Consider the following 23594-nt stretch of genomic DNA (forward strand, 5'->3'; position numbering starts at 1 on the left):
CCGGCGGGCAACGGGTGGGACCAGCAGTCAAGCAGCGGCTGCCGCCCCCGTACGCGACCTCCGAAGGCGAGGACGACATGACTGCCGTAGCCACCACCGACCGGGCCGGCGAACTGATCAACGATTTCGCGGCGATGCCCGCCGATCACCCGTCGCGGCCGATGCTGCGGGACCGGGTGATCGAGGCGTGGATGCCGCTGGCCAAGCACCTGGCCGGTCGCTACGCCGGCCGCGGCGAGCCGGTCGACGACCTGCACCAGGTGGCCGTGATGGGGTTGATCAAGGCGGTCGACCGGTTCGACGCCGAGCGGGGCATCGAGTTCGCCGGGTTCGCCATCCCGACGATCGTCGGCGAGCTGAAGCGGCACTTCCGGGACCGCACCTGGTCGATCCGGGTGCCGCGGCGCCTCCAGGAGCTGCGGCTGGCCATCACGGGCGCCAACAACGACCTGACGCACACGCTGGGCCGCTCCCCCACGGTCGCCGACATCGCCGCGCACCTGAACCTCAGCGAGGAGGAGGTCCTCGAGGGCCTCGAAGGTGCCCGTGCCTACAACTCGACGAGCCTGTCCACTCCGGCCAACGCCGAGGGCACCATGTCGCTGGGCGACACTCTCGGCGGCGAGGACACCGGTTTCGAGCTGGCCGAGCTGCGGATCGCCCTGGGCCCGGCGATGGCCGCCCTCGACGAGCGCGAGCAGAAGATCATCAGCCTGCGCTTCTACGGCAACCTCACCCAGTCGGAGATCGCCGAGCAGGTCGGGGTCTCCCAGATGCACGTGTCCCGGCTGCTGGCCCGGGCGCTGGCCAAGCTGCGCACCCGGCTCGACGGCTGCGCGGCCTGACCCGTCAGCTCGCGGGCGGGCTGATCACCGACAGTTCAAGGATCGGCGGCACCGGTGCGACACCGGGGCCGCCGGCGTGCACCCAGGCGGTCAGGTCGCCGAGCACCGCGTCGTCGAGGACAAGACCGAACCAGACCGGCCGCGCGCCGTCACGCCGGGCCGCCGGCGCCGGCTGGACCACGACGACGTTGGACTGGTCGCAGACGTCCAGGCAGAGGCTGGTCCGCACCCGGTGATCGGGCTCCAGGGTCGCCCGCAGTGCGGTGAGCTGGGCATCGTGATCGACCGACGGATGTTTGCCGATGCTGCCGCAGCAGCAGTCCCGGCACACCGTCACCGTGCAGCCCAACCCGCTCCCCCTCCGTCCCGCCCACCCTATGCGGACGGCCGCCGTGCCTTCCGGCCACCTCCACGGGCCGTGACGCAGGCCTCGCAACCAGTTCGACCGACCTTGGCCCGGCGGGGATAGCCTGCCTTCATGTTCGACCACTTTCTCGTCTCGGTCGTCGTGGTGCCGCCCGTGCTGCTGGTGCTGGTCAGGCTGCTCGCCGACCGGCTGTCGCCCCGGGTGGCGGCGCCCGTGGTGGCCTGGTCGGCGGCCGGAGCGGCGGCGGCCAGCCTGATCAACCTGCTGGTGTTCGCGCTGAAGGCGGCTGCCGAGCTGCCCGTGGTGGCGCACCTGTTCGGCTGGTCGGCGCAGTTCGTGGTGGACGACACGGCGCACTACCCATGGGTGTCGTCGGTGAGTGCGCTGCTGCTGACCGGGGCGGCGGTGTCGATGGCGGTGACGTGGCGGCGGCAGCGGCGACTGCTCCGTCTGGCGGCGGCCGGCACGACACAGGCGGGGCCTCTCGTGGTGGTGGCCGACCCGGCGCCGCACGCCTTCGCCGTACCGGGAAGGCCTGGTCATGTGGTCGTGACCACCGGCATGCGGGACGCCCTGTCGCCCGCGCAGTTCGTCGCGCTGCTGGCGCACGAGCGGGCCCATCTGGCGGCGCGGCACCATCGCCTGATCCGGGTCAGTGAGCTCGCCGCGGCCGCTCACCCGGCACTGTGGTGGGTGTCCCGGCACGTCGACTATCTGGTCGAGCGGGCCGCCGACGAGCTGGCGGCGACCGAGGTGGGTTCGCGGCGGACGGTGGCGCAGGCGATCGGGGCGGCGGCGCTGGCCGCGGCGGTCCCGATGGCGCCGGCCGGGTTGCACGCGGCGTCGCCGGGCGGTGTCGTGCCGCGGCGGGTGGCGAGCCTGCTGAAACCGCGGGCCAGGGTCGCCGCGGTGGTCGGCCTGGTGCCGCTGGCGCTGACGGCGTTCTCCCTGGCCTGGACCGCGGAGGCGGCCTGGGACCTGGGCGAGCTGCTCGTGGCCGGTCTGGCCCGCTGAAAGTGCCGGGCGGTCCGGCCATGGACCACCCACCGTCACGGAGGACGCCATGCCGGTCGACCTGCCCACACCGTTCGTGACCGTGGACGCCGACGTGCTCGACCGCAACCTGCGGGCCATGGCCGCGACCGCGGCCGAGCGGGGCCTGGCGCTGCGCCCGCACGCCAAGACCCACAAGTGCCTGGAGATCGGCCGTCGCCAGGTCGGTCTGGGCGCGAGCGGTCTGTCGGTGGCGACCGTGCGTGAGGCCGAGGTGTTCGCCGACGGTGGTCTCGACGACCTGTTCATCGCCTACCCGGTCTGGCCGTCGCCGCACCGGGCGACCCGGCTGCGGGAGCTGGCCGGCCGGGTGTCGCTGCGGGTCGGTGTCGACTCGGCGGAGAGCGCCGAGGCGCTCGGCACGGCGATCCCCGGCCTGGAGGTGCTGGTCGAGATCGACAGCGGGCATCGGCGCAGCGGTGTGACGCCCGGCTGCGCCGGCGCGATCGCGGTGGCGGCCGATGCGGCCAGGCTGCGGGTCCGCGGTGTCTTCACGTTCCCCGGGCATGGGTACGGGCCATCGCGACAACGGTCCGCGCAAGAGGAGGAGGTGGCCGCCCTGGCCGTGGCGGCCACGTCGGTGACCGCCGCGGGCCTGGACGCCGGGGTGGTCAGCGGCGGTTCCACACCGACGGCCGCGCTGACGACCGCCGGCCCGATGACCGAGATGCGTCCCGGCGTCTACGCCTTCGGCGACGCCCAGCAGCTCGAACTGGGCACCTGCGACTGGACGGACATCGCCCTGACCGTCACGGCCACGGTCGTCAGCCGTCAGGGGTCACGGGTCCTCGTCGACGCCGGGGGCAAGGCGCTCGGCGCCGACCGGCAGCCGTGGGCCACCGGCCACGGCCGGCTGCTCGACCACCCGGAGGCCCGGATCGTCGCCCTCTCCGAGCACCACGCCACCGTCACGATGCCCGACGGCGCACCCCTGCCGTCCCTCGGTGACACGCTGCGGATCGTGCCGAACCACGTGTGCGCGGCGGTCAACCTGGCCGACGAGCTGATCGTGCTCTCCGGCGGCGACCAGGTGGACGTCTGGCCGGTCGCCGCCCGGGGAGCGAACACCTAGACCGAGCTCTCCAGGATGGAGATCAGCTCGTCCTCGGTGGGCACGTCGATGCGGTCGGCCCAGCGCAGTGTGCCGACCACCGTGTCGAAGAGCAGGCACACCGCGGTCAGCACGTCGCTCTCCAGGTCACCGTCGGTCAGCACGGTGTAGGTGAGCAGCGCCCACACCCCGGCCACCTCCGGGTGCGCCACGTAGTAGCTGACCTTCAGCGACGGCGCCTTCCGCCCGACCGGGTCGCCACCGATGACCTCGGTGATCCGGGCGGCCGGGCCGCCACCGAGCTCCAGGCGGGCGCCGTCCGGGCCGGCCTCCTGCAGCAGGGCCCCGATCAGCGCCTTCGGGTCGGGGGCGTCCTCGTCCGGTTCCTCGAGCACGGTGATGAGGAGCGAGCCGGGCACCCGCCAGCCGTCCCGGTACTCGGTCAGCGGCAGCACCACGGCACGGGCGCCGTTGCGGGCCGCGTCGTCGGTGGCCTCGGTCAGCTGGGCGCGCAGCATCTTGCGGAACGGGGCCGCCTTGTCGCGCGGCAGTGAGTCGGGCAGGCGGGCCTTGACCAGCGCGTCGATGGTCCGGGCCCGCAGTCGGGCGGACTCCGGCGTGGTCGGGATGTGCACCCAGCCGTCGGGCATGATCAGTTCGAAGTCGATCACTGGACGGGCTCCCCGGTCACGTTGACACCGTTGTCGGCGATGGTGGTCATCAGCTGCTCGACACCGGCGCCGATCACCGCCATCTGGTCCATCTGGAACACCCGGGTCCGCAGCACCACGTCGATGCCGGAGTCCAGCCGCATCGCCGCGTCGAGCCGGCCGTAGGCGGTGCCCTGCGGGCTGCGGCAGATCGCGAAGATGCGTACGCCGTCCGCTCCTGGCACGCTCACGTAGTGCAGCACCGGCTCCCGGGCGTCCTCCGGCAGCCCCGAGGCCCCGACGGTCTCCATCAGATAGCCGGGGTCGTCACCCATCGGCCGGTGGTACTCGACCACCAGCGGGATCGGCGACCACAGCACCTGCTCCTCGTGGAACGCGGTGCCCCAGGCGAGCCGGGCGTAGTCGGGCAGTTCGTCGGCCTTGGCCATCAGCAGCGCGGCGGTCTCCCGGCCGACGTTCTCCGCGGTGAACGGGAACTCACCGGCCGTCCACGCCGACTCCGCGGCGGCCAGGTGACGGCCCGCCCACTTGCCGAAGAACTCGACCATGTGGGCGGTCCAGTACTCACGCTGCTCGGCGCCGCCGTCGGCGGGCGGCACGAACTCCCAGTGGAACGGGATGTCGGTGAGAGTGCTCAGGTCGGCGTCAGTTGACATCGGGGATCCATTCCTCGAGGCGCCCACCGGTGTAGATCAGCCCGGAGCCGAAGGTGAACACGGCGTTGAACCCGCCGAACACGAACCACGCCGGCGACAGGGTGCCACCGATGGCGCTCATCACGTTGTTCAGGTTCCGGAAGCCGTCGAGGCCGCCGATGACCCCGGACCAGTCGCGGGCGAACTGCGCCGGGTTGCGGAACAGGTTGCCCCACATGCCGAGCGCGCCCCGGCCCTGGATCATGAACGACTGCCAGAATCCGATCTCCGGGGTGATCTGCCCCATCCGGCCGAGCAGCCCGTTGATGCCCGGCAGGTTGAACCAGTCGGAGGTGTTCTGCCAGCCGCTGACCGCGTTGGTCGGGATGCGGAAGTCAGCCGGGCTGAGCTGCTGCACGACCGACACGTTCGGCCCGTGCGCACCGGGACCGAGATTGTTCAGCGGGATGTTGTTGCCGTTCCAGTTGTTGTTGAGCTCCAGCCGCGGCGGGCGGCCGGGGATCCGGTTCATCCCGCCGGTGATGTTGTTCAGGGTGCGCGCCGAGTTGGCCATGCCCTTGCCGATCAGTGAGATCGCCGCGCCGACACCGGCCAGGCCCAGTCCGACGGCGCCGAGCACGACGTCCACCACGCTGCCCTCGCCGTTGGCTAACAGCACGCTGTCCGCGACCAGCGTGATGACGCCGGCGACCACCGTTCCGAGGATCAGGAGATTGACACCCGGGAAGATCAGGCAGAGTACGGCCAGCACCATGCCGATGATCGCGAAGATCTTGCTGATCTGCTTGAAGAACGCGTTGACCTTGTCCTTCCAGGTGTCGGTGAGGCCGTCGTCGTACCGGCGGGCGCTCACGTTGTCACCCAGCCGCTTGCCGGCCACGTCCAGGGCGTCCAGTGCGGCGGTCAGCTTGTTCTTCGCCGCGGTCAGCTTCGCGTTGGCCTCCTCGACGGCCCGCTGCTTGTCGGTGTCCTTCTGCTGCTCCTCGGGGGTGAGCAGGCCGTCGGCGCCCTTCACCCCGTCCGGCTTGCCCTTGGCCGAGCTGACCTCACCGTTGGCGGTCTCCTCGGCGGACTTGGCGGCGGCCGTCTCGGTCTTCGCCTCCTCCAGCTCGGGGATGTAGATGCCGATCTCGGTGGCCGCGTCGTGGTAGCGGACCGACGCCTTGTCCAGGTCGTCCTTGATGGACTGGGCGTCCTTCTTGAGCGGCTCGACGTACTGGCCCTTGAGACCCTCACTACCGGTGTCGACGATCCGGGCGAGTTTCGCGATCGTGTCCGAGAGCGTGGTCGCGATGTTCTCGTAGTCGCGTTTGGCCTGGTGGATCCGGTCCACGGAGGCCCGGTTCAGGGTGCTGAGGCGGGAGTCGTCGCTCACTTCTTCTCCCCGAGCGTCTCGTGCAGCTGGCGGTCGGCGTCGGTCCAGGCCTGGTTGACCTGCTCGACCCGCTTCACGAACTTCTTCATCTCCTCGACCATCTTCTCGCGGTGGATCTTCCAGTTGTCGGCGAAGTCGCCCATGGACGAGTTGGCGTTCTGCTGTCCCCAGTTGCCGCCGTCGGTGTCCTGCAGGTGCCCGGCACCCTCGAAGGCGCTGATCAACGAGTTCAGGTCGTTGACCAGTTCGCCCAGGTCCTGGACTACGAGGTCGGCCATCACATCTCCGGTTTCGGGTTGAGCAGCGGGATCTGGAGGTTCTGCAGCGAGCCGTCACCGAGGTGGGCCTTGGCCGCGCCGGCGACCACCCGCTCGGCCAGGTGCGCCCGCGACAGCCGGACGCCGACCAGGTCGCCGGCGCTGAGGGTGGGCGGCGACAGCAGGATGCCGCGCCGGTTCTTCTTCACCTCGACCTGCCAGCCGGAGAAACCCATCGCCACCGACGAGATCTCGCCGGCGATGACGACCGCCCGGTTGGTGCCGGACGCCTGCCGGATCAGCTGGCGCACGTAGTCGCGGGCCAGCATGTCGCGCCAGCTCTCGGCGTCGTCGATGAGCAGCACCACCGGGCCGTCGCCGGGTTCCATCAGGTCGGCGAAGTCCGGGTCGCGCGGGTTCTCGTCGGTGATCACCCCGCGCACGCCGGGCCGGCCGGCCAGGTCGCGCAACGGTGACCGCAGCGGGGCGCCGATGACGATCTCCGCGCCACCGCGCAGCAGCGACTCGGCCATCACGCCGAGGGCCGTGCTGCGCCCGGACCGGGCCGGGCCGGCGATCAGGAACGTCGGCAGGTCGTTGACCAGGTCCATGCCGATCGGCTCCAGCTCGTCGCCGCCGACACCGACCAGGGCCCAGCCCGGCGCCGGGTTCGGGATGGTCTCCCACACCTGCTCGAAGGTGAGCTGGGTGGGCATCACCGCGATCCGGCTCGGGCGCAGCGCCCGGTCGACGCCCGCCTCCCGCTCGGTGAGCCGGGTGGCCAGCGCGTTCATCGCGGCGACCTGCGCGGGGCCGGACGGGTCCGGTGCGATCAGCGCGACCTGCATCTCGATGGCGCTGCCGGCCCGGTAGCCGCGGCCCGCCGGCATGTGCTCGGGGATCTTGCGGGGGTTGAGGCCGGCCATGCTCGCGTCGGTCCGGTCCGACAGCCGCAGCACCACCTTCTCCTCGGTGAGCGAGCTGATCCGCCCGCTGAGCAGCGAGTGGTCACCCGTGATGATCAGGTGCACACCGGCGCTGGCGCCCTCGCGCAGCAGCGTGTAGATCAGGTCGGTCAGCGCGCCGCCGTCGTGCTCGCTCAGGGTGCCCATGAAGCCCTCCCAGCGGTCCAGCAGCAGGATGATGTGCGGCAGCCGGTCCTGCGGGGCACTGGTCGAGCGCTGCTCGGTGAGGTCGGCGAAACCGCCCTCGCCGAGGATCCGCTGGCGGCGCTGCACCTCCTGCTGCAGGCGGTTGAGCAGGCGTACCGCCCGTTCGGTGTCGGACCGCTGCACCACCGCGCCGCAGTGCGGGAGCTTGGTCATCGGCAGCAGCGCGCCGTTGCCGCAGTCCAGGCCGTAGAGGTGCAGGTCGGTGACGGACGAGGCGCTGGCCGCGGCCGCCGCGATGGTCCGGAGCGCCTGCGAGCGGCCGGAGCGGGGCGCCCCGGCGAGGTGCAGGTGCCCGAAGGTCGACAGGTCGATCCGCATCGGTTTCTGCTGCTGGTTGCGGGGCAGGTCCTGGAGCGCCCAGGCGAACGTGGGCTCGCCGCGCTCGTCGCGTTCGGGCTGGTGGGGCAGGTCCGCGACGTGCAGGGTCGGCAGGGCGGGCAGCCACGGACGGCGCTGCTCGGGGAAGCCTGCCATGTCGTTGGCCAGCCGGATCGCCGAGACCAGCACCGACAGGTCGGTCGCCTCCTCGGACTCGGTCACGCCGCGCGGCCGCTGCGGGACCGGGCGGCCCAGGTGCTGCCAGTCGACCGGGTAGAGGAACGGGGCGACCACGGTGGCCTGGCTCTGCCGGCCGGGGCGGCGTCCGCCGACGCGTCCGGTCTGGAACGGGATGAGCGAGCTGTGGCCGAGCCGGGCGTAGCCGCGCCCCGGACTGGACGCGGCGATGGTGGCCGCCTCCCGGGCGTCGATGACGTCGGTGCTCTCCCCGGCGTCGGTGACGCGCAGCGCGACCCGCAGGTTGGTGTTGGCGCGGATCTCGGCCGACACCACACCGGACGGGCGCTGGGTGGCCAGGATCAGGTGGATGCCGAGCGACCGGCCCCGCTGGGCGATGTTGACCAGGCCGGTGACGAAGTCGGGCAGTTCCCGGGCCATCGACGCGAACTCGTCGATGACGATGAGCAGCCGCGGGATCGGGGGCAGCCCGCCGCGCCGCTCGGCGTAGTCGATGTAGTCCTCGATGTCCTTGGCGCCGGCCGCGGCGAGCTGGTGCTCCCGGTGGGTCAGTTCGGCGCCGAGCGACGTGAGGGCCCGCTCGACCAGGTGGGTGTCGAGGTCGGTGACCATGCCGACGGTGTGCGGCAGGTCCACGCAGTCCTTGAAGGCCGCGCCGCCCTTGTAGTCGACGAGCACGAAGTTCATCGCGTCCGGGGTGTTGGCCACGGCGAGCGACGCGACCACGGTCTGCAGGAACTCGGACTTGCCGGAGCCGGTGGTGCCGGCGACCAGGCCGTGCGGTCCGTGGTGCACCAGGTCCAGCGCGAACGGCCCGTCCAGGGTGTAGCCGATGATCGCGCGGGTGTTGCGGCCGGACGCCGTCCAACGGGCGTTGATCGCGGCCGGCGACGGGTCCTCCAGCTTGATGACCTCGAGCAGCCGCGCCGAGGCGGGCAGTGCCGACTCGCTCTGGTTGTCGCTGACGTCGCGGATCGGGGCGAGCCGGCGGCCGGTGGTGCTGAACCAGTCGTCGACGACCTCGTCGACGCGGACGCCCTCGATCCGGGCGGCGCGCTGCTGGTCCAGCGTGGTCGGCAGGCCCGCGCCGCCGGCCACGACCGTGGTGCACTCCTCGGGCAGGGTGCGCTGATCACTGTCCACACAGATGCTGTAGACGCCGACGGCCGGGCCGGTGAGCAGGATGTTCACCACGCCGGGCAGCGAGCGCAGCCGGCGGGCGCCGTCGAGGACGACGACGATGTCCGGGTCGGTGATCACCGCGTTGGAGCCGGCGTTGAGGCGGGCCTGGCGGCGGCCCTCGATCAGCTCGATCAGCTCGGCGACGCGGCGGGCGATGGTCTCCGCGTCGGTACCGAGCAGGGTCAGGGTGCTCTGGCCGAGCAGCGGGCGGGTGTGCGGGAGCCAGGCCGCCCAGTCCCAGAGTTTGCCGCCGGCCGGGTCGGTGAGGATGTAGAGCTGCACGTCGCGGGGGCTCTGCAGGACGGCGAGCTGGCCGGTCATCCAGCGGGCGATCCGGCGGGGCCAGTCGTCGCGGCCGGCGACGCCGACGACACCGGCCTGCGCGATCGAGAAGGCGACGGGTACGTCGGTGACGGTGCGGACGTCCAGGCGCGGGGTGGCCTCGCCGTCGAGTTCGATCTGGATGTCGCTGCGCAGGTCGGCGGTGCCGACGCGGACCATCAGGTGGTCGGGGTCGGTCCGGCGGCGTTCCCACAGACGCGAGCGGGGGCCGGCCGCGATGACCAGCAGTTCGGCCGGGTCGGGGCTGGCCACGCGGCGGTCCCGGCGCTCCAGCTCCAGGGCGGCCTCGATGTCGGCGTCGATCCGGTCGCGGATCACCTTGTAGTCGCCGACCTTGCTGCGGTGGCTGCGTTTGCCCTGGCGGCGGCCGGTGAACCAGTTGGCGACGACCATCACCGGCGACATCGCGGCCATCATCAGGTACAGCGCGTTGCTCATCGCGACGGCCATGACCACGCCGAAGACGGCGGGCAGTGCGGCAGCCAGCCACGGCATCGGGTTGACGTCCGGGGTCTTCGGCTCGGCCGGGATCCGGAACTTGCCGGGCCGCTGCGGGGGCAGCAGGCGGGGCGGGCGGTTGTAGTCCAGGTACTCGCTGTCCGGGGACGGCTCGACCATGGCGTCGGGGCGCAGCACCGGGTGCGCCTCGAAGACGGTGTCACCCACGAAGAGCTGGACGGTCTCGCGCCACGCCGACTCGCCGTCGGGCAGCGGCTCGCCGTCCAGGCGCACCCCGTCGGCGGCGCCGCGGATGCGGACCGTCGCGTCGAAGGCGATCCAGACTGTGGCGACCACCGGTGGCTGGTCGGGGCCCAGCCCGACGGTGCAGCCGGGCGCGGAACCGATGCGATGCTCACCGGCGCCGAGGCTCCAGATGCGGCCCGCGCCGGAGCCGGCGACCGCCCGGAGGGTGACGAGGCCGCCGATGACGGCCGGGCCGGGGGCCGGGCGGTGCAGCGAGAGGACGGTGCCGTCGTGGATCCCGCTCTGCGCCAGCGGCAGGTCGAGGTCCAGCTGACTGCCGTCGCGGTAGACCCGGTCGTTGTCCAGGGCCGGGGTCTGGGCCAGATAGGACGGATCGAGCCCGTCCAGCAGCGCCTTGACGACGTCGCGCACCGGTGTGGTGGGTTCGGCGTCCACCAGCACGTCGACTGACCACGCCGACGGATACACCAGGGTGATCAGCGCCCGCACGTTTCTCGCTCACCTTTCGACAGAGGGGACGACACACGGCCGCGCCGGCCCGGGCGGGCCGGCGCGGCGCGGGATCACTTGTTGAGCGACTGCGCGAGCTGGGTGTCCATGTCGCGCATCGCGTCGACGGCCTTGTCCAGCCAGGAGGAGAGCTGCTCGAGGGTCTCCATCACCTGGTTGGCCGAGGTGACGAACTCGGTGTGCACTTCGTCGAACTTGCCGGACGCCTGGTCGGTGACGAAACCGGACGCGGTCAGGTTGTCGACGATGGACTTGCACTCGGTCAGCCGCGCGTCGATGTCGTTCTTGTTGTTGCGCATGCGGGTCGCGCTGTCCGACATCTCGGTGTACGTGATGTTGAGGTTCGCCATCGGAGGTCCCTTCGAGTGGTGCCGGGTGATGGCGCGCACCATCCCGACGATCAGTAACGCGACCAAAGTAGGGCGATAAGGCTTTCATGTCTATGTAGGTTTGGACACTCCGGACGTACCCCCTTTACCTCGACGCCCTAAGATTCGGCGATCATGGGCCACCGTCATGGCGAATAAAGTGGCTCTCATCGATGAATGACGCGCCTAGGCTCGAGGAGAAACGATGAACTGGCTGGGCCGATCGGCTCGCGCCGCCCTGCGCTACGCGATGACCGGGCTCACCGCGGCCGCAGCCGCGGCCGTCCTTCTGACCGGGCCCGCCCTCGCGGAGCCATTGCCGGCGCCGACCGACAAAGGTCAGTCCGCGCCGTATTACATTGTCACTGACGGTTACCAAGGCGAACCTGAATATCTGTACGAGATCGCCGAGCGCTTCCTCGGAACCGGCGACCGTGCAATGGAGATCTTCACACTGAACAAGGGCCGCTGGCAGCCCGGCGGCCTCCAGGTCACCAAGCCCGAGGTGCTGTCGCCCGGGTGGGTGCTGCGCCTGCCGGCCGACGCCAAGGGCAAGGAGATCAAGGTCGGTGTCCTGCCGTTCTACGACGCCCCCGGCGCCGTGGTCCCGTCGGCGGCCGCCCCGACCCCGGCTCCGGAGAAGCCGGCCGTCACCTCGGCGGCGCCGGCCCCGCAGCCGGCCCAGCAGGCCGCACCCACCGGCGAGGGCACGACCTGGCTGGTCCCGGTGCTCCTCGGGGTGGCCGGGGTGCTCGTCGTGGCCGGTCTCGTCTGGCTGGTGCTGTTCCTGCTCAAGCGGCGCAAGGCGCGGAAGCCGGCCCCGGCCGCGCTCGCGGTGATGGGTGACTCCGACGCGTGGGCCGTCGACCGGGCCGTGCGCGCCCTGGCCACGGCCTGCGCCGAGCAGGGCCGCGGGGTGCCGGACGCGATCGCCGTGGTCCTCGGCCCGGAGATCGTCACGGTCCGGCTGTCCACCCCCGACGAGGCGGCCCCGGCCGGCTGGTCCGTCGGTGACGCCGGGCGTACCTGGTCGTCGACGGTGGCCCAGGTCCAGCGGTCGGTCGTCGACAACAGCCTGCCGGCGCCGTACCCGCGGCTCGTGCCGGTCGGTCTGACCGCCTCCGGTCAGGTGCTGCTCAACCTGGCCCAGTCCGGTGGCGTGATCAGCCTCGACGGCGACGCCGACCGGGCCGCCGAACTGGCCCGCGCCTGGTCGGTCCGGCTGCTGCGCAGCCCGTGGGCGTCCGGCCTGCAGGTCATCCGGGTCGGTTTCGACCACGAACCGGCCGAGCGGTTCGCCGGGGTGGACGCCCCGGCCGTCACCGACGTGGCCCGGATCGCCGAGGCCGCACCGGGCGGTGTGCTGTTCCTGGCCACGCCGCCGCGCGGGCACGACCTCGTCTACGTCAACGTGCTGCTCAACGAGCCGCGGCGGCTGTGGTCGGCGGTCGTGGTAAAGGCCGACGACGCCCAGTGGCGGATCACCGTCGACGCGAAGGGCGCCGTCCAGACCGGCCTGCTCCCCGAGCGGGCCAGCCTGCGGGTCTGACCCCCTCCGGGCGCCCGGAGGAACCCTCCGGGCGCCCGGTCCCGGCCCCTGACCGCGCCCGGCCCCGGGCCCTGACCGCGCCCGGCCCCGGCCCGTCTGACCGATACCCTGTGTCGGGTGATCGACACCCCGCCCTGGGACCGGCTGACCGCGAATGATCTCGACCCGAAGGCGGCCTCCTCCTGGCTCGCCGGCCTCGGGTTCAACCGGGCGGCGCCAGCGAACGTCCTGCTCAGCCTCCTGGACATCGGCCAGACCGGCTTCCTCGCGCGCGGTGACCTGCCGCCCGCGATCCTGGACACCGCGGTCGTCCACGAGGACAGCGAGGTCCGCGCCGCCGCCGCCGAGTCCGGCCTCCTCACCGACGCACAGTGGGACAGGCTCATCGCCGCCACGTCGGATAGCCGACACCGGGAACTCTTCACGGAAGAACAGCGGGACACCCGCCAACGGGTCCCCGGTCGCCGGGGCGTCGGCAGGCCCCCGCACCCCGGCGCGACACCGCCCGCAACGCCGGAGGAGATCGCGGCGATGGCAGCCGCGGCACCGGACATCGACCCGCGCGACCGGACGACGGCGCTCTGGTGGATCGGCGCCCTGCACGACGACGCCGAGGCCATGCGCCTGTTGGCCACCTCATCGAACCTACTGATCCGGCGCAGCGTCGCCCGCGCACAGCACCTGCCCGCCGACGTGGTCGCGGTACTCGCCGGCGCCCCGGACCGCGTCGTACGCCTCTTCCTCGCCGAGTCCTGCGACGACGCCCCGCCCGAGATGCTGCTCGAGGTGGCCTCCTGGTGGCACGGGAGTCTCTCCTTCCCTGGCCGGCCCCGGAACCACCCGAACTTTCCCCGCGACGGACTCGTGCGGTACGCGACGGACCCGAACCCGCTGCTGCGGGCCCTCGCCCTCGACGACCCGGCCGCCACCGCCGCGATCGCCGAGCAGCTCGGCCTCGACCCGCACTGGCACGTGCGTCAGGCCGCCGCCGGGGACCCCCGGCTGTCGCCCGCGTCGATCCGGCGGCTGGCGGCCGACCCCAGGCCGAGGATCCGCCGGCTCGCCTGCACCAACCCCTCGATCCACGCCGACGACCTGGTGACACTGCTTCTCGACTCGGGGAGTGCCGGCCATGCGGTCCGCAACCCGGCTGTTCCGGTCCCGGTCATGGCCTGGATGGTCGCGGTTGGCGATAAGTTGATGTATCCGCGGACATCGCGGTAGAGATCTCAACCGCTGGGAACCCAGGCCGAAACGAGAGCCGTGACCGCGACACCCCCGGGCCAGCCGGCGATACGTGACCAACTGATCACGCATCTCCAGGAGCTGGAGCTGCTCACACCGAAGAACTTCGAGGCGGTGTCGGCTCCGGCCGCGGTCGTGGAGCTGCAAGCCCGCCACCACGGGTTCGACGATCTGGTCCAGCGGGCGCAGCTGATCCTCGCCGACGTGGCCGGACGGCGCGGGGACATCGCCGAGCAGGGCCGGGTCGCCAAGGCGGTCACCCTCTGGGCCGAGCAGCACGGCGACGACGTCCTGCTGGCACGCGGTCACCGGCTCCAGGCGATCTTCTACCGCCGGCTGGGTGACGGCGCGCAGGCCCTCGCCCACGCGGTCACCGGGTTCCAGCACGCCGAGCACCTGCCCGAACGGCTCCGGTGCAGCCAGCTGATCACGCTGGCGCTGCTGCTCGACCTCAACGGGCAGTACCAGGAGGCCGAACGCCGGTTCGGTGAGGCGCTGCTGATCGCCGAGAAGAACGACGACCCCGACCAGGCACTGACGGTCATCAACAACATGGCGTTCACCGCCTACGAGAACGAGGACGTCGGCACCGCCAACGACCTGGCCCGGCAGATGCGGACCATCGCCGCCGACCACGGCATCCGCCTGGACGGCCTCTACCTGGACACGCTGGCCCGGATCGCGATCATGCAGGAGCGGTACGCGGACGCCGAGGCCACCTTGCAGCCGGTGCTCGACGACCCGGAGGGGCCGCTGCTGAGCGAGGGCGACAGTCTGCCCGAGTGCCTGCTCACGCTGGTCGAGGTCTATCAGGGCACCGGCCGACCCGACCTGGCCGGGCAGACCCTCGACTGGGCCGGTGAGGTCTGCGACCAGCGGGGCCTCGCCGGGATCGCGGCACGGGTGCACCGGGCCCGCGCCGAGTGGTACGCGGGGGCCGGGCGGTTCCAGGAGGCGTACGAGGAGTATCGGCTGTTCCACGCCCGGTCCGAGGCTCTGCACTCGGCGGAACGGGAGGCCCGCGCCTACGCCATGCAGGCCGTCTTCGAGGCGGAGGAGGCGCGCCGGGAGTCCGAACGGTTCGAGGCGCTCGCCTACCAGGACGCGCTGACCGGCCTCTTCAACCGCAGGTACGCCGACGAGCGCCTGGCCGCCGCGGTCGCCGCCGCCCGCCGCAGCGGTGAGCCGCTGTCCGTGGCGGTGATCGACGCGGACCACTTCAAACGGATCAACGACCAGCTCACCCACGCCGCCGGGGACGCGGTGCTGCGGGAGCTGGGTGCGCTGCTCAACCGGTTCGTCACCGGGTCGGAGATCGCCGCGCGGCTCGGTGGTGAGGAGTTCCTGCTGCTCCTGCCGGGCGTCGGGGTGACCGCGGCCCAGCATCGGTGCGAGACGCTGGTGACGATGGTCCGGACCACGGACTGGAGCCCGCTGACCGGCACGCTGCCGGTGACGGTGAGCGTGGGTGTCGCCACCCACGTCGACGGGACGGTCACCCCGGACACGTTGATCGCCCGTGCCGACCGGAGCCTCTACGCGGCCAAGCACGCCGGCCGCGACCGGGTGATGGCCGAGGCGACCCTCGCCGGCTGAGAGAGCCCCTCTTCCGCTGCCGGAGGGCACGTTCGCCCGTACCGCCGAAAACTAGCAACGCGGCCGCAACCCCGCCGGAAACGTCTCGCACCGCGTTGTCGGGACCGTCTTCGGTATGACCGTGACGCCGCATGCCAGCAATGACAGCGACTACGCCGCGCTGGGGGTCGTTCCGCGCTGGACCGACGCCTTCGGGATCGACCGCGGGGTCGCGGACCGGACCGGTGAGGCGCTCGCCGAGCGTTTCCGGCGCGACGCCACGGATACCGAGGTCGTGATCGCGACACCCGGCCGATGGCATCCCCGGCTGTACGGCAAGGTCGAACTCGAGGACGGCGGCGTGATCCGCGCCGACGGTGTCGTCGACCGTCCCGGCTACCACCGCCTGACCACCGACGACGGCTCCACGCACCTGCTGCTGGCCGCGCCGGAGCAGCTCCCCCAGCCCGCCCGCACCGGTGGCCTGGCCGTGCAGCTCTACGCCGCCCGCAGCCGCGACTCGTGGGGCATCGGCGACTTCCGCGATCTGGCGCTGATCGCCCGGACCACCGCCGCCCGGGAGGCCGGTGTGCTGATGGTGAGCCCGGTGCACGCGATGGCCCCGGTCACCCCGGCGATGAACTCGCCCTACAGCCCGGCCAGCCGCCAGTGGCTGAACGTCCTGCACGTGGCACCGGGTGACGCGCCCGGCGCCGAGCGGATCGACCTGTCCGACCTGGCCACCGCCGGCCGGGCCCTGAACGCACAGCGCCACATCGACCGGGACGCCGTCGCCAGGATCAAGGTCGCGGCGCTGGAGCGGGTCTGGACGGTGACCCGGCGCGACGAGCCGGCCGAGTTCCAGGCATGGGCCGACGAGCAGGGCACCGACCTGCTCGCCTTCGCCACCTGGTCGGTGCTGGCCGAACTGTACGGCGGCGACTGGCGCAAGTGGCCGGACCGCTACCGGCACCCGCAGAGCCAGGCGGTCACCGTCTTCACCGCCGCGCACGCCGACCGGATCCGCTTCCACATGTGGTGCCAGTGGGTGGCCGACCGGCAGTTCGCTGTCGCCTGCCGCAGCGGCGTCACCGTCTGCGTGGACGTCGCCGTCGGCTTCGACTTCGGGTCCGCCGATGCCTGGCAGCACCAGGACCTGCTGGCCTTCGACTTCGAGGTGGGCTGCCCGGCCGACCCGTGGAACCGGGAGGGCCAGCGCTGGTCGCTGCCCCCGTTCGACCCGTTCCGTCTCACCGGCGCCGGCTTCGCGCCGTTCGTGGCACTGGTCCGGGCCGGGCTGCGGCACGCCGGCGCCCTGCGGATCGACCACGTGATGCAGCTGTGGCAGCTGTTCTGGATCCCGGTCGACGGCACCGTGGCCGACGGCGCCTACGTGCGCTACCCCGTCGACGCCCTGCTGGCCGTGCTCCGCATCGAGGCGTGCCGGGCCGGTGCGTGGATCGTCGGCGAGGACATCGGGACGGTCGCGCCGGAGGTCCGGGAGACGATGGCCGCGATCGGGATGCTCGGCTACCGCACCGAGATGGGCGTGCGGTCCCGGCTCAACCCGGAGAACTCGATGGGCGCCGCGAGCACCCACGACCAGGCCACCATCGCCGGCATCGTCACCGGCTCCGACGAGTCCGACATGCAGCGGATCGGCAAGGCGTTCGACGCGGTGTTCGTCGCCGGTACCCGGCGCGAGCTGTGCGAACAGGCCGGCGTCGACCCGGCCGGGCCGGTCGGTCCCGGCCAGGTGCGAGCCGCGGTCCTCGCCGAATACCGGGAACTGGCCGCCAGCCCGTCCCGGGTCGTGGTGGCCACGCTCGACGACGCGGCCGGCGTCAGCGAGCGGCCCAACATGCCCGGCACCGTCGACGAATACCCGAACTGGCGCATCGGCCTGCCCGCACCCGTCGAGGAGCTGCTGGCCGCGCCGCTGGCCCGGGACGTGCTGGCCACCCTCGCCGACCGCCCGTCAGCCTAGGGTCGCGGCGCGTTCCTCCGCCTTCGTCATCAGGTCGCGGACCAGGGACTCCGAACCGTCGCTGTTCTCCCAGCCCAGGTCCGCGACCACGACGACCGCGTCGTTCACCCGCGACAGCGCCGCGTAGTGGTTGACGGTCGCCGGCTCCTCGTCCGCGTAGGCGAACCGCTGACCGATCCGGACCAGCACCGAATCCGCGTCCTCCTCGACGACCTCCCACTTACGCTGCCCCTCACCGAGACCACCCGGACAGCGATCCAGCGCGGCTCCGACATCCTTGAACTGCTCCGCCGCTCCCCCGGCCTCGTGCCGGCCGACGAACTGCACCACGACGCTCGGCGTGCTGCCCTGCTCGGCACCGGGCACCGCGAACCGCACGGCCACCGCGTCGGTGCGGGAGGCGTCACTGGGATACCGCTCGTCACCGCACGGGCGCAACGGGCGGACGTGCGCGAAGTCGCCCTGCTCCAGCGGTTCGGCCCGCACGCCGCCGACGTCGGCCGGCTGCAGCAGCGCGGCCGCCGGGATGCCGTCGGCAGTCGACGTGGACACGCTGCTCGACGCCGGCTCCGGCACGGTGTCCGCGGCCGGGCTGGTCGTGACCACCGGGTCAGCCGCCGTGCACGCGGTCAGCGAGGCGCACAGCAGGCCGGCGGTTGCGGCGATCCGTATCGATTTGTTCTCCATGCCCGATCACTGCCCGCTGGGACGCGCCGTCACACCCCGGCCTGGCAGGATGAGCCGATGGCCGCTTCCCTCGATGACGTCCGCCGCCAGATCGACACCCTCGACGCCCAGGTGGTCGGCCTGCTCGCCGCCCGCGAGCGGCTCGTCCGCACGGCCGCGACCTTCAAGAAGGACGACCAGGGGGTACGAGCACCCGCGCGCGTGGAACAGGTGATCGCCAAGGTGCGCGCCCTGGCCGCCGAGCACGACGCCTCGCCGGAGGTGGTGGAGCGCGTGTACCGGGCGATGATCGCCGCCTTCATCGACCTGGAACTGGCCGAGCACCACAGCCGTACCGCCGGGCCGCTCTGATCCCCGCGGCCCGTCCCGGCCACCGGACCTCCTTGCGCGGGTCTCACTCGGACGAGAGCGACGGCGATCACATTTGCCGTTTTTGGTCCATTTTGAAGCAAGAGCCGCCGATAGATTTGGTGTCCGGAAGCCGTTCAGGAAAGAGAAAGTCGTCCCGTTGTTCCAGTCGCTCCTCCAGTCCACCGATCCGCTCACCGTCGTCGCTGTCGGCCTGACCCTCTGCGCGGTCGTCGCCGCGGTTCTGCGCCGCAAGGTCAAGCCCGCCGTCGAGATCACCTGCCGTGCTCTGATCGCCCGGCTCGTACCGCACCTGCCCGGGCCGCTGCGCCGATCCGCCCGCCGCTGCCGCAACCGCATCGAGGGGGAGACCGCACGAGCGGTCCTGGTCACTGCGGCGGCCGCGGGCATCGCCTGGCTGGCGGCGGACACCCTGCACCTGGTCGCCCCGGTGCTGGCGGCGATCTCGGCGACGCTGTCGGTGCAGATGAGCTCGCACGCCTCGGTCCGTGAGGGCGCGCAGCGGCTGGTCGGCACGCTCGCCGGCATCGCGGTGGCGGTCGTCGTGTGGGGCGCGTTCGGCGTGAGCGAGTGGGCGATCGCGGTCATCGCCGGCTGTGGTCTGGCACTGGGCCGGCTGCTGCGGCTGGGTGAGGGCTCGGCCACGGTGCCGCTCACGTCACTGGGCATCCTGGTCGGCGGCACGGCCGTCACCGAGGCGTTCGTCTGGCAGCGGGTGGCCGCCACGGTCCTCGGCATCGTCGTCGGCGTGATCCTGTCCCCACTGGTCAGTGGCATGACCCCGCTGGAGCGGGCGCGCCGCAAGCTGGCCCACCTGTCCACCGAGATCGCCACTCTGCTGGGGCGGCTGGGTGCCGGGGTCCGCGACGGCTACGACCGTGACCAGGCCACCGGCTGGCTGGCCCGGTCCCGCGAGCTGGACGAGGACCTGCAGGACGCGGTCGCCGCCGTCGCCGAGCTGACGAAGCAGGCCCGCTGGTCACTGACCACATCGGTGGCCCGGGTGACACCGCTCGACGAGACGTTGCGCGCCCTCGAACACGGCGTGCACCAGGTCAACTCGGTGGCCCGGTCGATGTTCGACGCCACCGCCACACCGGGCGCCCCCGGCGTCCCGGCACAGATCGGCCAGGTCCTGGCCACCGCCGCCGACGCGTTCGCGGTGCACGCGGCACTGGTCGCCGACTCGCGCGCCGATGCCGTCCACGACACCGGAAACCTGCACGACCTGCTCAACGGCCTGCGGGAGGAGCGCCGCCGCACGCTGCGCGAGGTCCGCACGAAGGTCGACGACACCGGCGTCCTGGTCCTGACCGGTTCGATCATCACCGACATCGACCGGATGGCGGGCTCCCTGGAGCGTTCCGCCCCGGCCCTGGCCGTCGGCGTCCGCGAGCCCGGCCCCGGTATCCCGGCGGTGTCCGAGGTCCTGCCCGCCGTCCGCCTGATCTGGGAGAAGGCTCTCAGCCGCTGAACAGCCCGGCCCGGGCGCCGATTCCGGCCGATCTTGATCGATCGACCACCGGAAGCGGTGGGCTGACGGGTCGAGATCCGGCTGTGTCAGGGCTTGCGGCCGACGGCGGTCCACACGTTGATGTCGGAGCGGTCCGGGATCTCCGCGCCCGGGGCGGGACGCCACTCGCTCGCCGGAACCACACCCGGGTCGACCAGGTCGAGGTCGCTGAACAGGGCGGCGAACTCGTCGTGCGGGCGGGTCCAGACGTCGGACCTCCCCTGTTCGACCAGCTGCTGGTAGAGGGCCTGCTGCTCGGGCGTGCCGAAATCGGAGGTGGCGTGCGTGGCGACCAGGAAGCTGCCGGACGGCAGGGCGTCGAGCAGCCGGCCGACGATCGGCTTGGCGGCGCCGTGCCCGTGGATGAAGTGCAGGACGGCGATCAGCATCAGCCCGACCGGCTGCTTCAGGTCGAGGGTGTCGTGCAGGACCGGGTTCGCGAGGATCGCGTCGGGGTCGTTGAGGTCGGCCTCGATGTAGGCGGTCCGGCCAGCCGGGCTGCTGTTGAGCAGCGCCCGGGCGTGCACCATGACCAGCGGGTCGTTGTCGACATACACGATCCGGCTGTCCGGGGCGTAGCGCTGCGCGACCTCGTGGGTGTTGTCGGCGGTCGGCAGGCCGGTGCCGATGTCGAGGAACTGCCGGATGCCGGCCTCCTCGGCGAGGAACCGGGTGGCCCGCTGCAGCAACGCCCGGTTGGCGAGCGCACCCAGCCGTACCTTGGGGAAATGCCTTTGCAGCTCGTCGCCGGAGGCCCGGTCGGCGGCGAAGTTGTCCTTGCCGCCGAGCCAGTAGTTGTAACGCCGGGCCGGGTGCGGCTGGTTGGGGTCGATCCCGCGGGCGGCGGCGGTCCTGTCATCCACGCCGCTATTCAACACGCACAGTGAACCTCGCGCTAGATCCACTATGGTCGGGATCGTGGAACTGTTCGACGGATTCAGCGGTGTGGCCCGGATCGGGCTGGGGCTGGCCGCGGTGGGCCGCCCCGGTTACATCACTCTCGGCCGGGAGCGCGACCTGCCCTTGCGGACGGTCGAGGCGATGCGGGAGAGGGCACATCAACTTCTCGATCAGGCGTACGCCGCGGGCGTGCGCTATTTCGACGTGGCCAGGTCGTACGGCCGGGCGGAGGAGTTCCTGGCCGGCTGGCTCCCGGGGCACGACGACGCGATCGTGGGCAGCAAGTGGGGCTACACCTACACCGCTGACTGGCAGGTCACGGCGGACGTGCACGAGGTCAAGGACCACAGCGTCGGTACGTTCGAACGCCAGCTCGCCGAGACCAGGGCGTTGTTCGGCGACCGGCTGGCGCTCTACCAGGTCCACTCGGTGACCCCGGACAGTCCGGTGCTGACCGACCGGGAGCTGCACCGCCGGCTGGCCGGGCAGGGCGCCGTGGTCGGCCTGTCGACGAGCGGTCCACGCCAGGCCGACGCGATCCGGGCCGCGTGCGGGATCGAGGTCGACGGGCTGCCGCTGTTCCGGAGTGTGCAGGCCACCTGGAACCTCCTCGAACCGAGCGCCGGACCGGCCCTGGCCGAGGCACACGCGTCCGGCCGGGTGGTGATCGTCAAGGAGGCGCTGGCCAACGGTCGTCTCGCCGACCGGGACGAGGCGGCGCTGGCCACCGCGCTGCGCCGGCCGTGGGCGACGATCGTGCTGTCCGGGGCGGCGACCGGCGAGCAGTTGGCGTCGAACCTGCGGGCGGCCGCCTCGGAGCGGGACAGCCCGCTGGCCGCCGAGCCGGCCCAGGACTATTGGACGACCCGGTCGCGCCTGCCGTGGACCTGATGGCGGAGAGCACGTAGCCGTATCAGATCCGGGGTTTGCGCAGCCGCCGGACCCGGTGGCGCGGCAGCCGCGGTGACCAACCGACCTTGCAGCGCTGCAAAAACCACCGGGCCGGTCACGTTCCACCTGTTGGCGTGCGGTATGACATGACCATGACTGATACGGATGCACGGCCGCCGGCCGGGGTGCGCGAAGCGATCGACGAGGGCCGGACGGCTCTCGGGATCGAGTTGGGGTCGACGCGGATCAAGGCCGTGCTGACCGGACCGGATCATGAGGCGATCGCGGTCGGCAGCCACGACTGGGAGAACCAGTTCGTCGACCGGACCTGGACCTACTCCCTCGAAGCGGTGTGGGAGGGCCTGCAGGGCTGTTTCGCCGCCCTGGCCGCCGATGTCCGCGGCCGGTACGGCACGGAGCTGCGGTCGGTCGGCGCGCTCGGCGTCTCCGCGATGATGCACGGCTATCTCGCCTTCGACGCCGAGGGCGAGCTGCTCACCCCGTTCCGCACCTGGCGCAACACCAACACCGGCGACGCGTCCGAGCAGCTCAGCGACCTTTTCGGGTACAACATCCCGCACCGCTGGAGCATCGCCCACCTGTTCCAGGCCGTCCTCAACGGCGAGGAACACCTGGGCCGGCTCGCACACCTGACCACGCTCGCCGGCTACGTGCACTGGAAGCTCAGCGGCCGCCAGGTCCTCGGTGTCGGCGACGCGAGCGGCGTGTTCCCGATCGACGTGACCACCGGTGGGTACGACGCGCGGATGCTGAGCCAGTTCGACGAGCTGGCCGCCGGCCGGGTGCCGCTGAAGCTCGCCGACCTGCTGCCGGCGGTGCTGCCGGCCGGTGAGGCCGCGGGCACGCTGACCGAGGCCGGGGCGCGTCTGCTCGACCCGGGTGGCACGCTCCAGCCGGGTGCGACGCTGTGCCCGCCGGAGGGCGACGCCGGCACGGGCATGGTGGCGACCAACTCGATCGCCCGCCGCACCGGCAACATCAGCGCCGGCACCAGCATCTTCGCGATGATCGTGCTGGACGGTCCGCTGAGCCGGATGCACCCCGAGATCGACCTGGTCACCACGCCGGCCGGTGACCTGGTGGCGATGGTGCACTGCAACAACGGCGCCAGCGAGCTCAACTCGTGGGCGGGCCTGTTCGCCGAGTTCGCGGCGGCGCTCGGTGCTCCCGCTTCCAGTGGGCAGGTCTTCGAGACGCTGTTCAAGGCGGCGCTGACCGGCGCGCCCGACGGCGGCGGGCTGATGGCGTTCAACTACCTGTCCGGTGAGCCGATCACCAAGCTGCACGAGGGCCGCCCGCTCTTCCTGCGGGAGCCGGGCAGCGCGCTCACGCTCGGCAGTTTCATGCGGACCCAGCTCTACTCGGCCCTGGCCACGCTGCGGATCGGCATGGACGTGCTGCAGAAGGCCGAGTCGGTGCAGCTGGACAGCATGTTCGCGCACGGCGGCCTGTTCAAGACCGAGGGTGTGGCGCAGAAGCTGCTGGCAGCCGCGATCAACACGCCGGTGTCGGTCGGCAACCTGGCCGCCGAGGGCGGCGCGTGGGGCATCGCGGTGCTGGCCGGGTTCGTGACCGCGCGGCAGCCGGGTCAGAGTCTCGCCGACTTCCTCAACACGTCGGTGTTCGCCGGCGCCCAGCTCGACACGGCGGAGCCGGAGGCCGAGGACGTGGCCGGTTTCAACGCGTTCATGCAGCGGTACGTGGCGGCGCTCCCGGTCGAGCAGGCGGCGGTCGACAACAGCTGAGCCGGTGGGTGGCCCTCCGCACCGGGGGCCACCCCCGCCCGC

Annotated in this window: 20 protein-coding genes; 11 read left to right on the plus strand and 9 right to left on the minus strand. The window is 72.0% G+C overall.

Annotated elements, in window-relative coordinates; genetic code table 11:
- Nucleotides 1-77: 77 nt before the first annotated feature.
- Entirely contained in the window at nt 78-845 is a 768-nt protein-coding gene (locus ACFO0C_RS27855) for a SigB/SigF/SigG family RNA polymerase sigma factor (protein WP_378069652.1), read from the plus strand.
- 4 nt (nt 846-849) lie between these two features.
- Here ACFO0C_RS27855 and ACFO0C_RS27860 read toward each other — a convergent pair whose 3' ends face one another.
- Nucleotides 850-1182, minus strand: coding sequence for a hypothetical protein (locus tag ACFO0C_RS27860; RefSeq protein WP_378069918.1), 333 nt, complete (start codon nt 1180-1182; stop codon nt 850-852).
- A 141-nt stretch (nt 1183-1323) separates the two neighbouring features.
- On the opposite strand from ACFO0C_RS27860, the gene ACFO0C_RS27865 reads away from it, so the two are divergent.
- Together ACFO0C_RS27865 and ACFO0C_RS27870 are read left to right on the plus strand one after the other, a co-directional pair.
- A complete protein-coding gene (locus ACFO0C_RS27865; protein WP_378069653.1) occupies nt 1324-2226 on the plus strand; it encodes a M56 family metallopeptidase in 903 nt (300 codons plus the stop codon).
- A 49-nt stretch (nt 2227-2275) separates the two neighbouring features.
- Entirely contained in the window at nt 2276-3337 is a 1062-nt protein-coding gene (locus ACFO0C_RS27870) for an alanine racemase (protein WP_378069654.1), read from the plus strand.
- On the opposite strand, the gene ACFO0C_RS27875 is transcribed toward ACFO0C_RS27870, so the two are convergent.
- From ACFO0C_RS27875 to ACFO0C_RS27900, 6 genes are all read right to left on the minus strand, one after another.
- Nucleotides 3334-3987: a hypothetical protein gene (locus ACFO0C_RS27875; protein WP_378069655.1), complete on the minus strand. Its 654-nt coding sequence runs from the start codon at nt 3985-3987 to the stop codon at nt 3334-3336. The two genes, ACFO0C_RS27870 and ACFO0C_RS27875, sit on opposite strands and share 4 nt — an antisense overlap.
- A complete protein-coding gene (locus tag ACFO0C_RS27880) occupies nt 3984-4643 on the minus strand; it encodes a hypothetical protein (protein ID WP_378069656.1) in 660 nt (219 codons plus the stop codon). Before ACFO0C_RS27880 ends, ACFO0C_RS27875 begins: the two co-directional genes overlap by 4 nt.
- Nucleotides 4633-6018, minus strand: coding sequence for a hypothetical protein (locus tag ACFO0C_RS27885; RefSeq protein ID WP_378069657.1), 1386 nt, complete (start codon nt 6016-6018; stop codon nt 4633-4635). Before ACFO0C_RS27885 ends, ACFO0C_RS27880 begins: the two co-directional genes overlap by 11 nt.
- The gene (locus ACFO0C_RS27890; protein ID WP_378069658.1) at nt 6015-6296 is read right to left on the minus strand and encodes a hypothetical protein; all 282 of its coding nucleotides are present in this window, start codon (nt 6294-6296) and stop codon (nt 6015-6017) included. Before ACFO0C_RS27890 ends, ACFO0C_RS27885 begins: the two co-directional genes overlap by 4 nt.
- Nucleotides 6296-10681, minus strand: a complete 4386-nt coding sequence (locus tag ACFO0C_RS27895) for an FtsK/SpoIIIE domain-containing protein (protein ID WP_378069659.1) — start codon at nt 10679-10681, stop codon at nt 6296-6298. Before ACFO0C_RS27895 ends, ACFO0C_RS27890 begins: the two co-directional genes overlap by 1 nt.
- 74 nt (nt 10682-10755) lie before the next feature.
- Entirely contained in the window at nt 10756-11052 is a 297-nt protein-coding gene (locus tag ACFO0C_RS27900) for a WXG100 family type VII secretion target (protein WP_317793442.1), read from the minus strand.
- Between the two features lie 223 nt (nt 11053-11275).
- On the opposite strand from ACFO0C_RS27900, the gene ACFO0C_RS27905 reads away from it, so the two are divergent.
- The 4 genes from ACFO0C_RS27905 (at nt 11276) to malQ (ending at nt 17426) form a co-directional block, all read left to right on the plus strand.
- Nucleotides 11276-12619 (plus strand): hypothetical protein, encoded by a 1344-nt coding sequence (locus ACFO0C_RS27905; RefSeq protein ID WP_378069660.1) that lies wholly within the window; start codon nt 11276-11278, stop codon nt 12617-12619.
- A 117-nt stretch (nt 12620-12736) separates the two neighbouring features.
- On the plus strand, nt 12737-13843 hold the full coding sequence (locus ACFO0C_RS27910) for a hypothetical protein (protein ID WP_378069661.1): 1107 nt from the start codon (nt 12737-12739) through the stop codon (nt 13841-13843).
- 39 nt (nt 13844-13882) lie between these two features.
- On the plus strand, nt 13883-15460 hold the full coding sequence (locus ACFO0C_RS27915) for a diguanylate cyclase (RefSeq protein WP_378069662.1): 1578 nt from the start codon (nt 13883-13885) through the stop codon (nt 15458-15460).
- Nucleotides 15461-15575: 115 nt separating this feature from the next.
- A complete protein-coding gene (gene malQ / locus ACFO0C_RS27920) occupies nt 15576-17426 on the plus strand; it encodes a 4-alpha-glucanotransferase (RefSeq protein ID WP_378069663.1) in 1851 nt (616 codons plus the stop codon).
- Here the strand turns inward: malQ and ACFO0C_RS27925 are convergent.
- The gene (locus ACFO0C_RS27925; protein WP_378069664.1) at nt 17418-18113 is read right to left on the minus strand and encodes a hypothetical protein; all 696 of its coding nucleotides are present in this window, start codon (nt 18111-18113) and stop codon (nt 17418-17420) included. The genes malQ and ACFO0C_RS27925 overlap by 9 nt on opposite strands.
- Before the next feature lie 57 nt (nt 18114-18170).
- Here ACFO0C_RS27925 and ACFO0C_RS27930 point away from each other — a divergent pair, with 57 nt between their 5' ends.
- Both ACFO0C_RS27930 and ACFO0C_RS27935 read left to right on the plus strand, forming a co-directional pair.
- On the plus strand, nt 18171-18464 hold the full coding sequence (locus ACFO0C_RS27930) for a chorismate mutase (protein ID WP_378069665.1): 294 nt from the start codon (nt 18171-18173) through the stop codon (nt 18462-18464).
- 157 nt (nt 18465-18621) lie between these two features.
- The gene (locus ACFO0C_RS27935; RefSeq protein ID WP_378069666.1) at nt 18622-19956 is read left to right on the plus strand and encodes an FUSC family protein; all 1335 of its coding nucleotides are present in this window, start codon (nt 18622-18624) and stop codon (nt 19954-19956) included.
- 86 nt (nt 19957-20042) lie between these two features.
- Here the strand turns inward: ACFO0C_RS27935 and ACFO0C_RS27940 are convergent, their stop codons facing one another.
- Entirely contained in the window at nt 20043-20858 is an 816-nt protein-coding gene (locus tag ACFO0C_RS27940) for an SAM-dependent methyltransferase (protein ID WP_378069667.1), read from the minus strand.
- 55 nt (nt 20859-20913) lie between these two features.
- On the opposite strand from ACFO0C_RS27940, the gene ACFO0C_RS27945 reads away from it, so the two are divergent.
- Together ACFO0C_RS27945 and ACFO0C_RS27950 are read left to right on the plus strand one after the other, a co-directional pair.
- A complete protein-coding gene (locus tag ACFO0C_RS27945) occupies nt 20914-21786 on the plus strand; it encodes an aldo/keto reductase (protein ID WP_378069668.1) in 873 nt (290 codons plus the stop codon).
- A gap of 152 nt (nt 21787-21938) precedes the next feature.
- On the plus strand, nt 21939-23552 hold the full coding sequence (locus ACFO0C_RS27950) for a xylulokinase (protein WP_378069669.1): 1614 nt from the start codon (nt 21939-21941) through the stop codon (nt 23550-23552).
- Nucleotides 23553-23594 lie beyond the last annotated feature (42 nt).

Source organism: Actinoplanes subglobosus (assembly GCF_042650585.1).
Lineage (GTDB): Bacteria > Actinomycetota > Actinomycetes > Mycobacteriales > Micromonosporaceae > Actinoplanes > Actinoplanes subglobosus.

Excerpts from the sequence above, each read along its gene's own strand:
- ACFO0C_RS27855 (WP_378069652.1), top strand. The coding sequence starts at position 78 with ATGACTGCCGTAGCCACCACCGACCGGGCCGGCGAACTGATCAACGAT.
- ACFO0C_RS27865 (WP_378069653.1), top strand. The coding sequence starts at position 1,324 with ATGTTCGACCACTTTCTCGTCTCGGTCGTCGTGGTGCCGCCCGTGCTG.
- ACFO0C_RS27870 (WP_378069654.1), top strand. The coding sequence starts at position 2,276 with ATGCCGGTCGACCTGCCCACACCGTTCGTGACCGTGGACGCCGACGTG.
- ACFO0C_RS27880 (WP_378069656.1), bottom strand. The coding sequence starts at position 4,643 with ATGTCAACTGACGCCGACCTGAGCACTCTCACCGACATCCCGTTCCAC.
- ACFO0C_RS27890 (WP_378069658.1), bottom strand. The coding sequence starts at position 6,296 with ATGGCCGACCTCGTAGTCCAGGACCTGGGCGAACTGGTCAACGACCTG.
- ACFO0C_RS27900 (WP_317793442.1), bottom strand. The coding sequence starts at position 11,052 with ATGGCGAACCTCAACATCACGTACACCGAGATGTCGGACAGCGCGACC.
- ACFO0C_RS27905 (WP_378069660.1), top strand. The coding sequence starts at position 11,276 with ATGAACTGGCTGGGCCGATCGGCTCGCGCCGCCCTGCGCTACGCGATG.
- malQ (WP_378069663.1), top strand. The coding sequence starts at position 15,576 with ATGACCGTGACGCCGCATGCCAGCAATGACAGCGACTACGCCGCGCTG.
- ACFO0C_RS27925 (WP_378069664.1), bottom strand. The coding sequence starts at position 18,113 with ATGGAGAACAAATCGATACGGATCGCCGCAACCGCCGGCCTGCTGTGC.
- ACFO0C_RS27930 (WP_378069665.1), top strand. The coding sequence starts at position 18,171 with ATGGCCGCTTCCCTCGATGACGTCCGCCGCCAGATCGACACCCTCGAC.
- ACFO0C_RS27950 (WP_378069669.1), top strand. The coding sequence starts at position 21,939 with ATGACTGATACGGATGCACGGCCGCCGGCCGGGGTGCGCGAAGCGATC.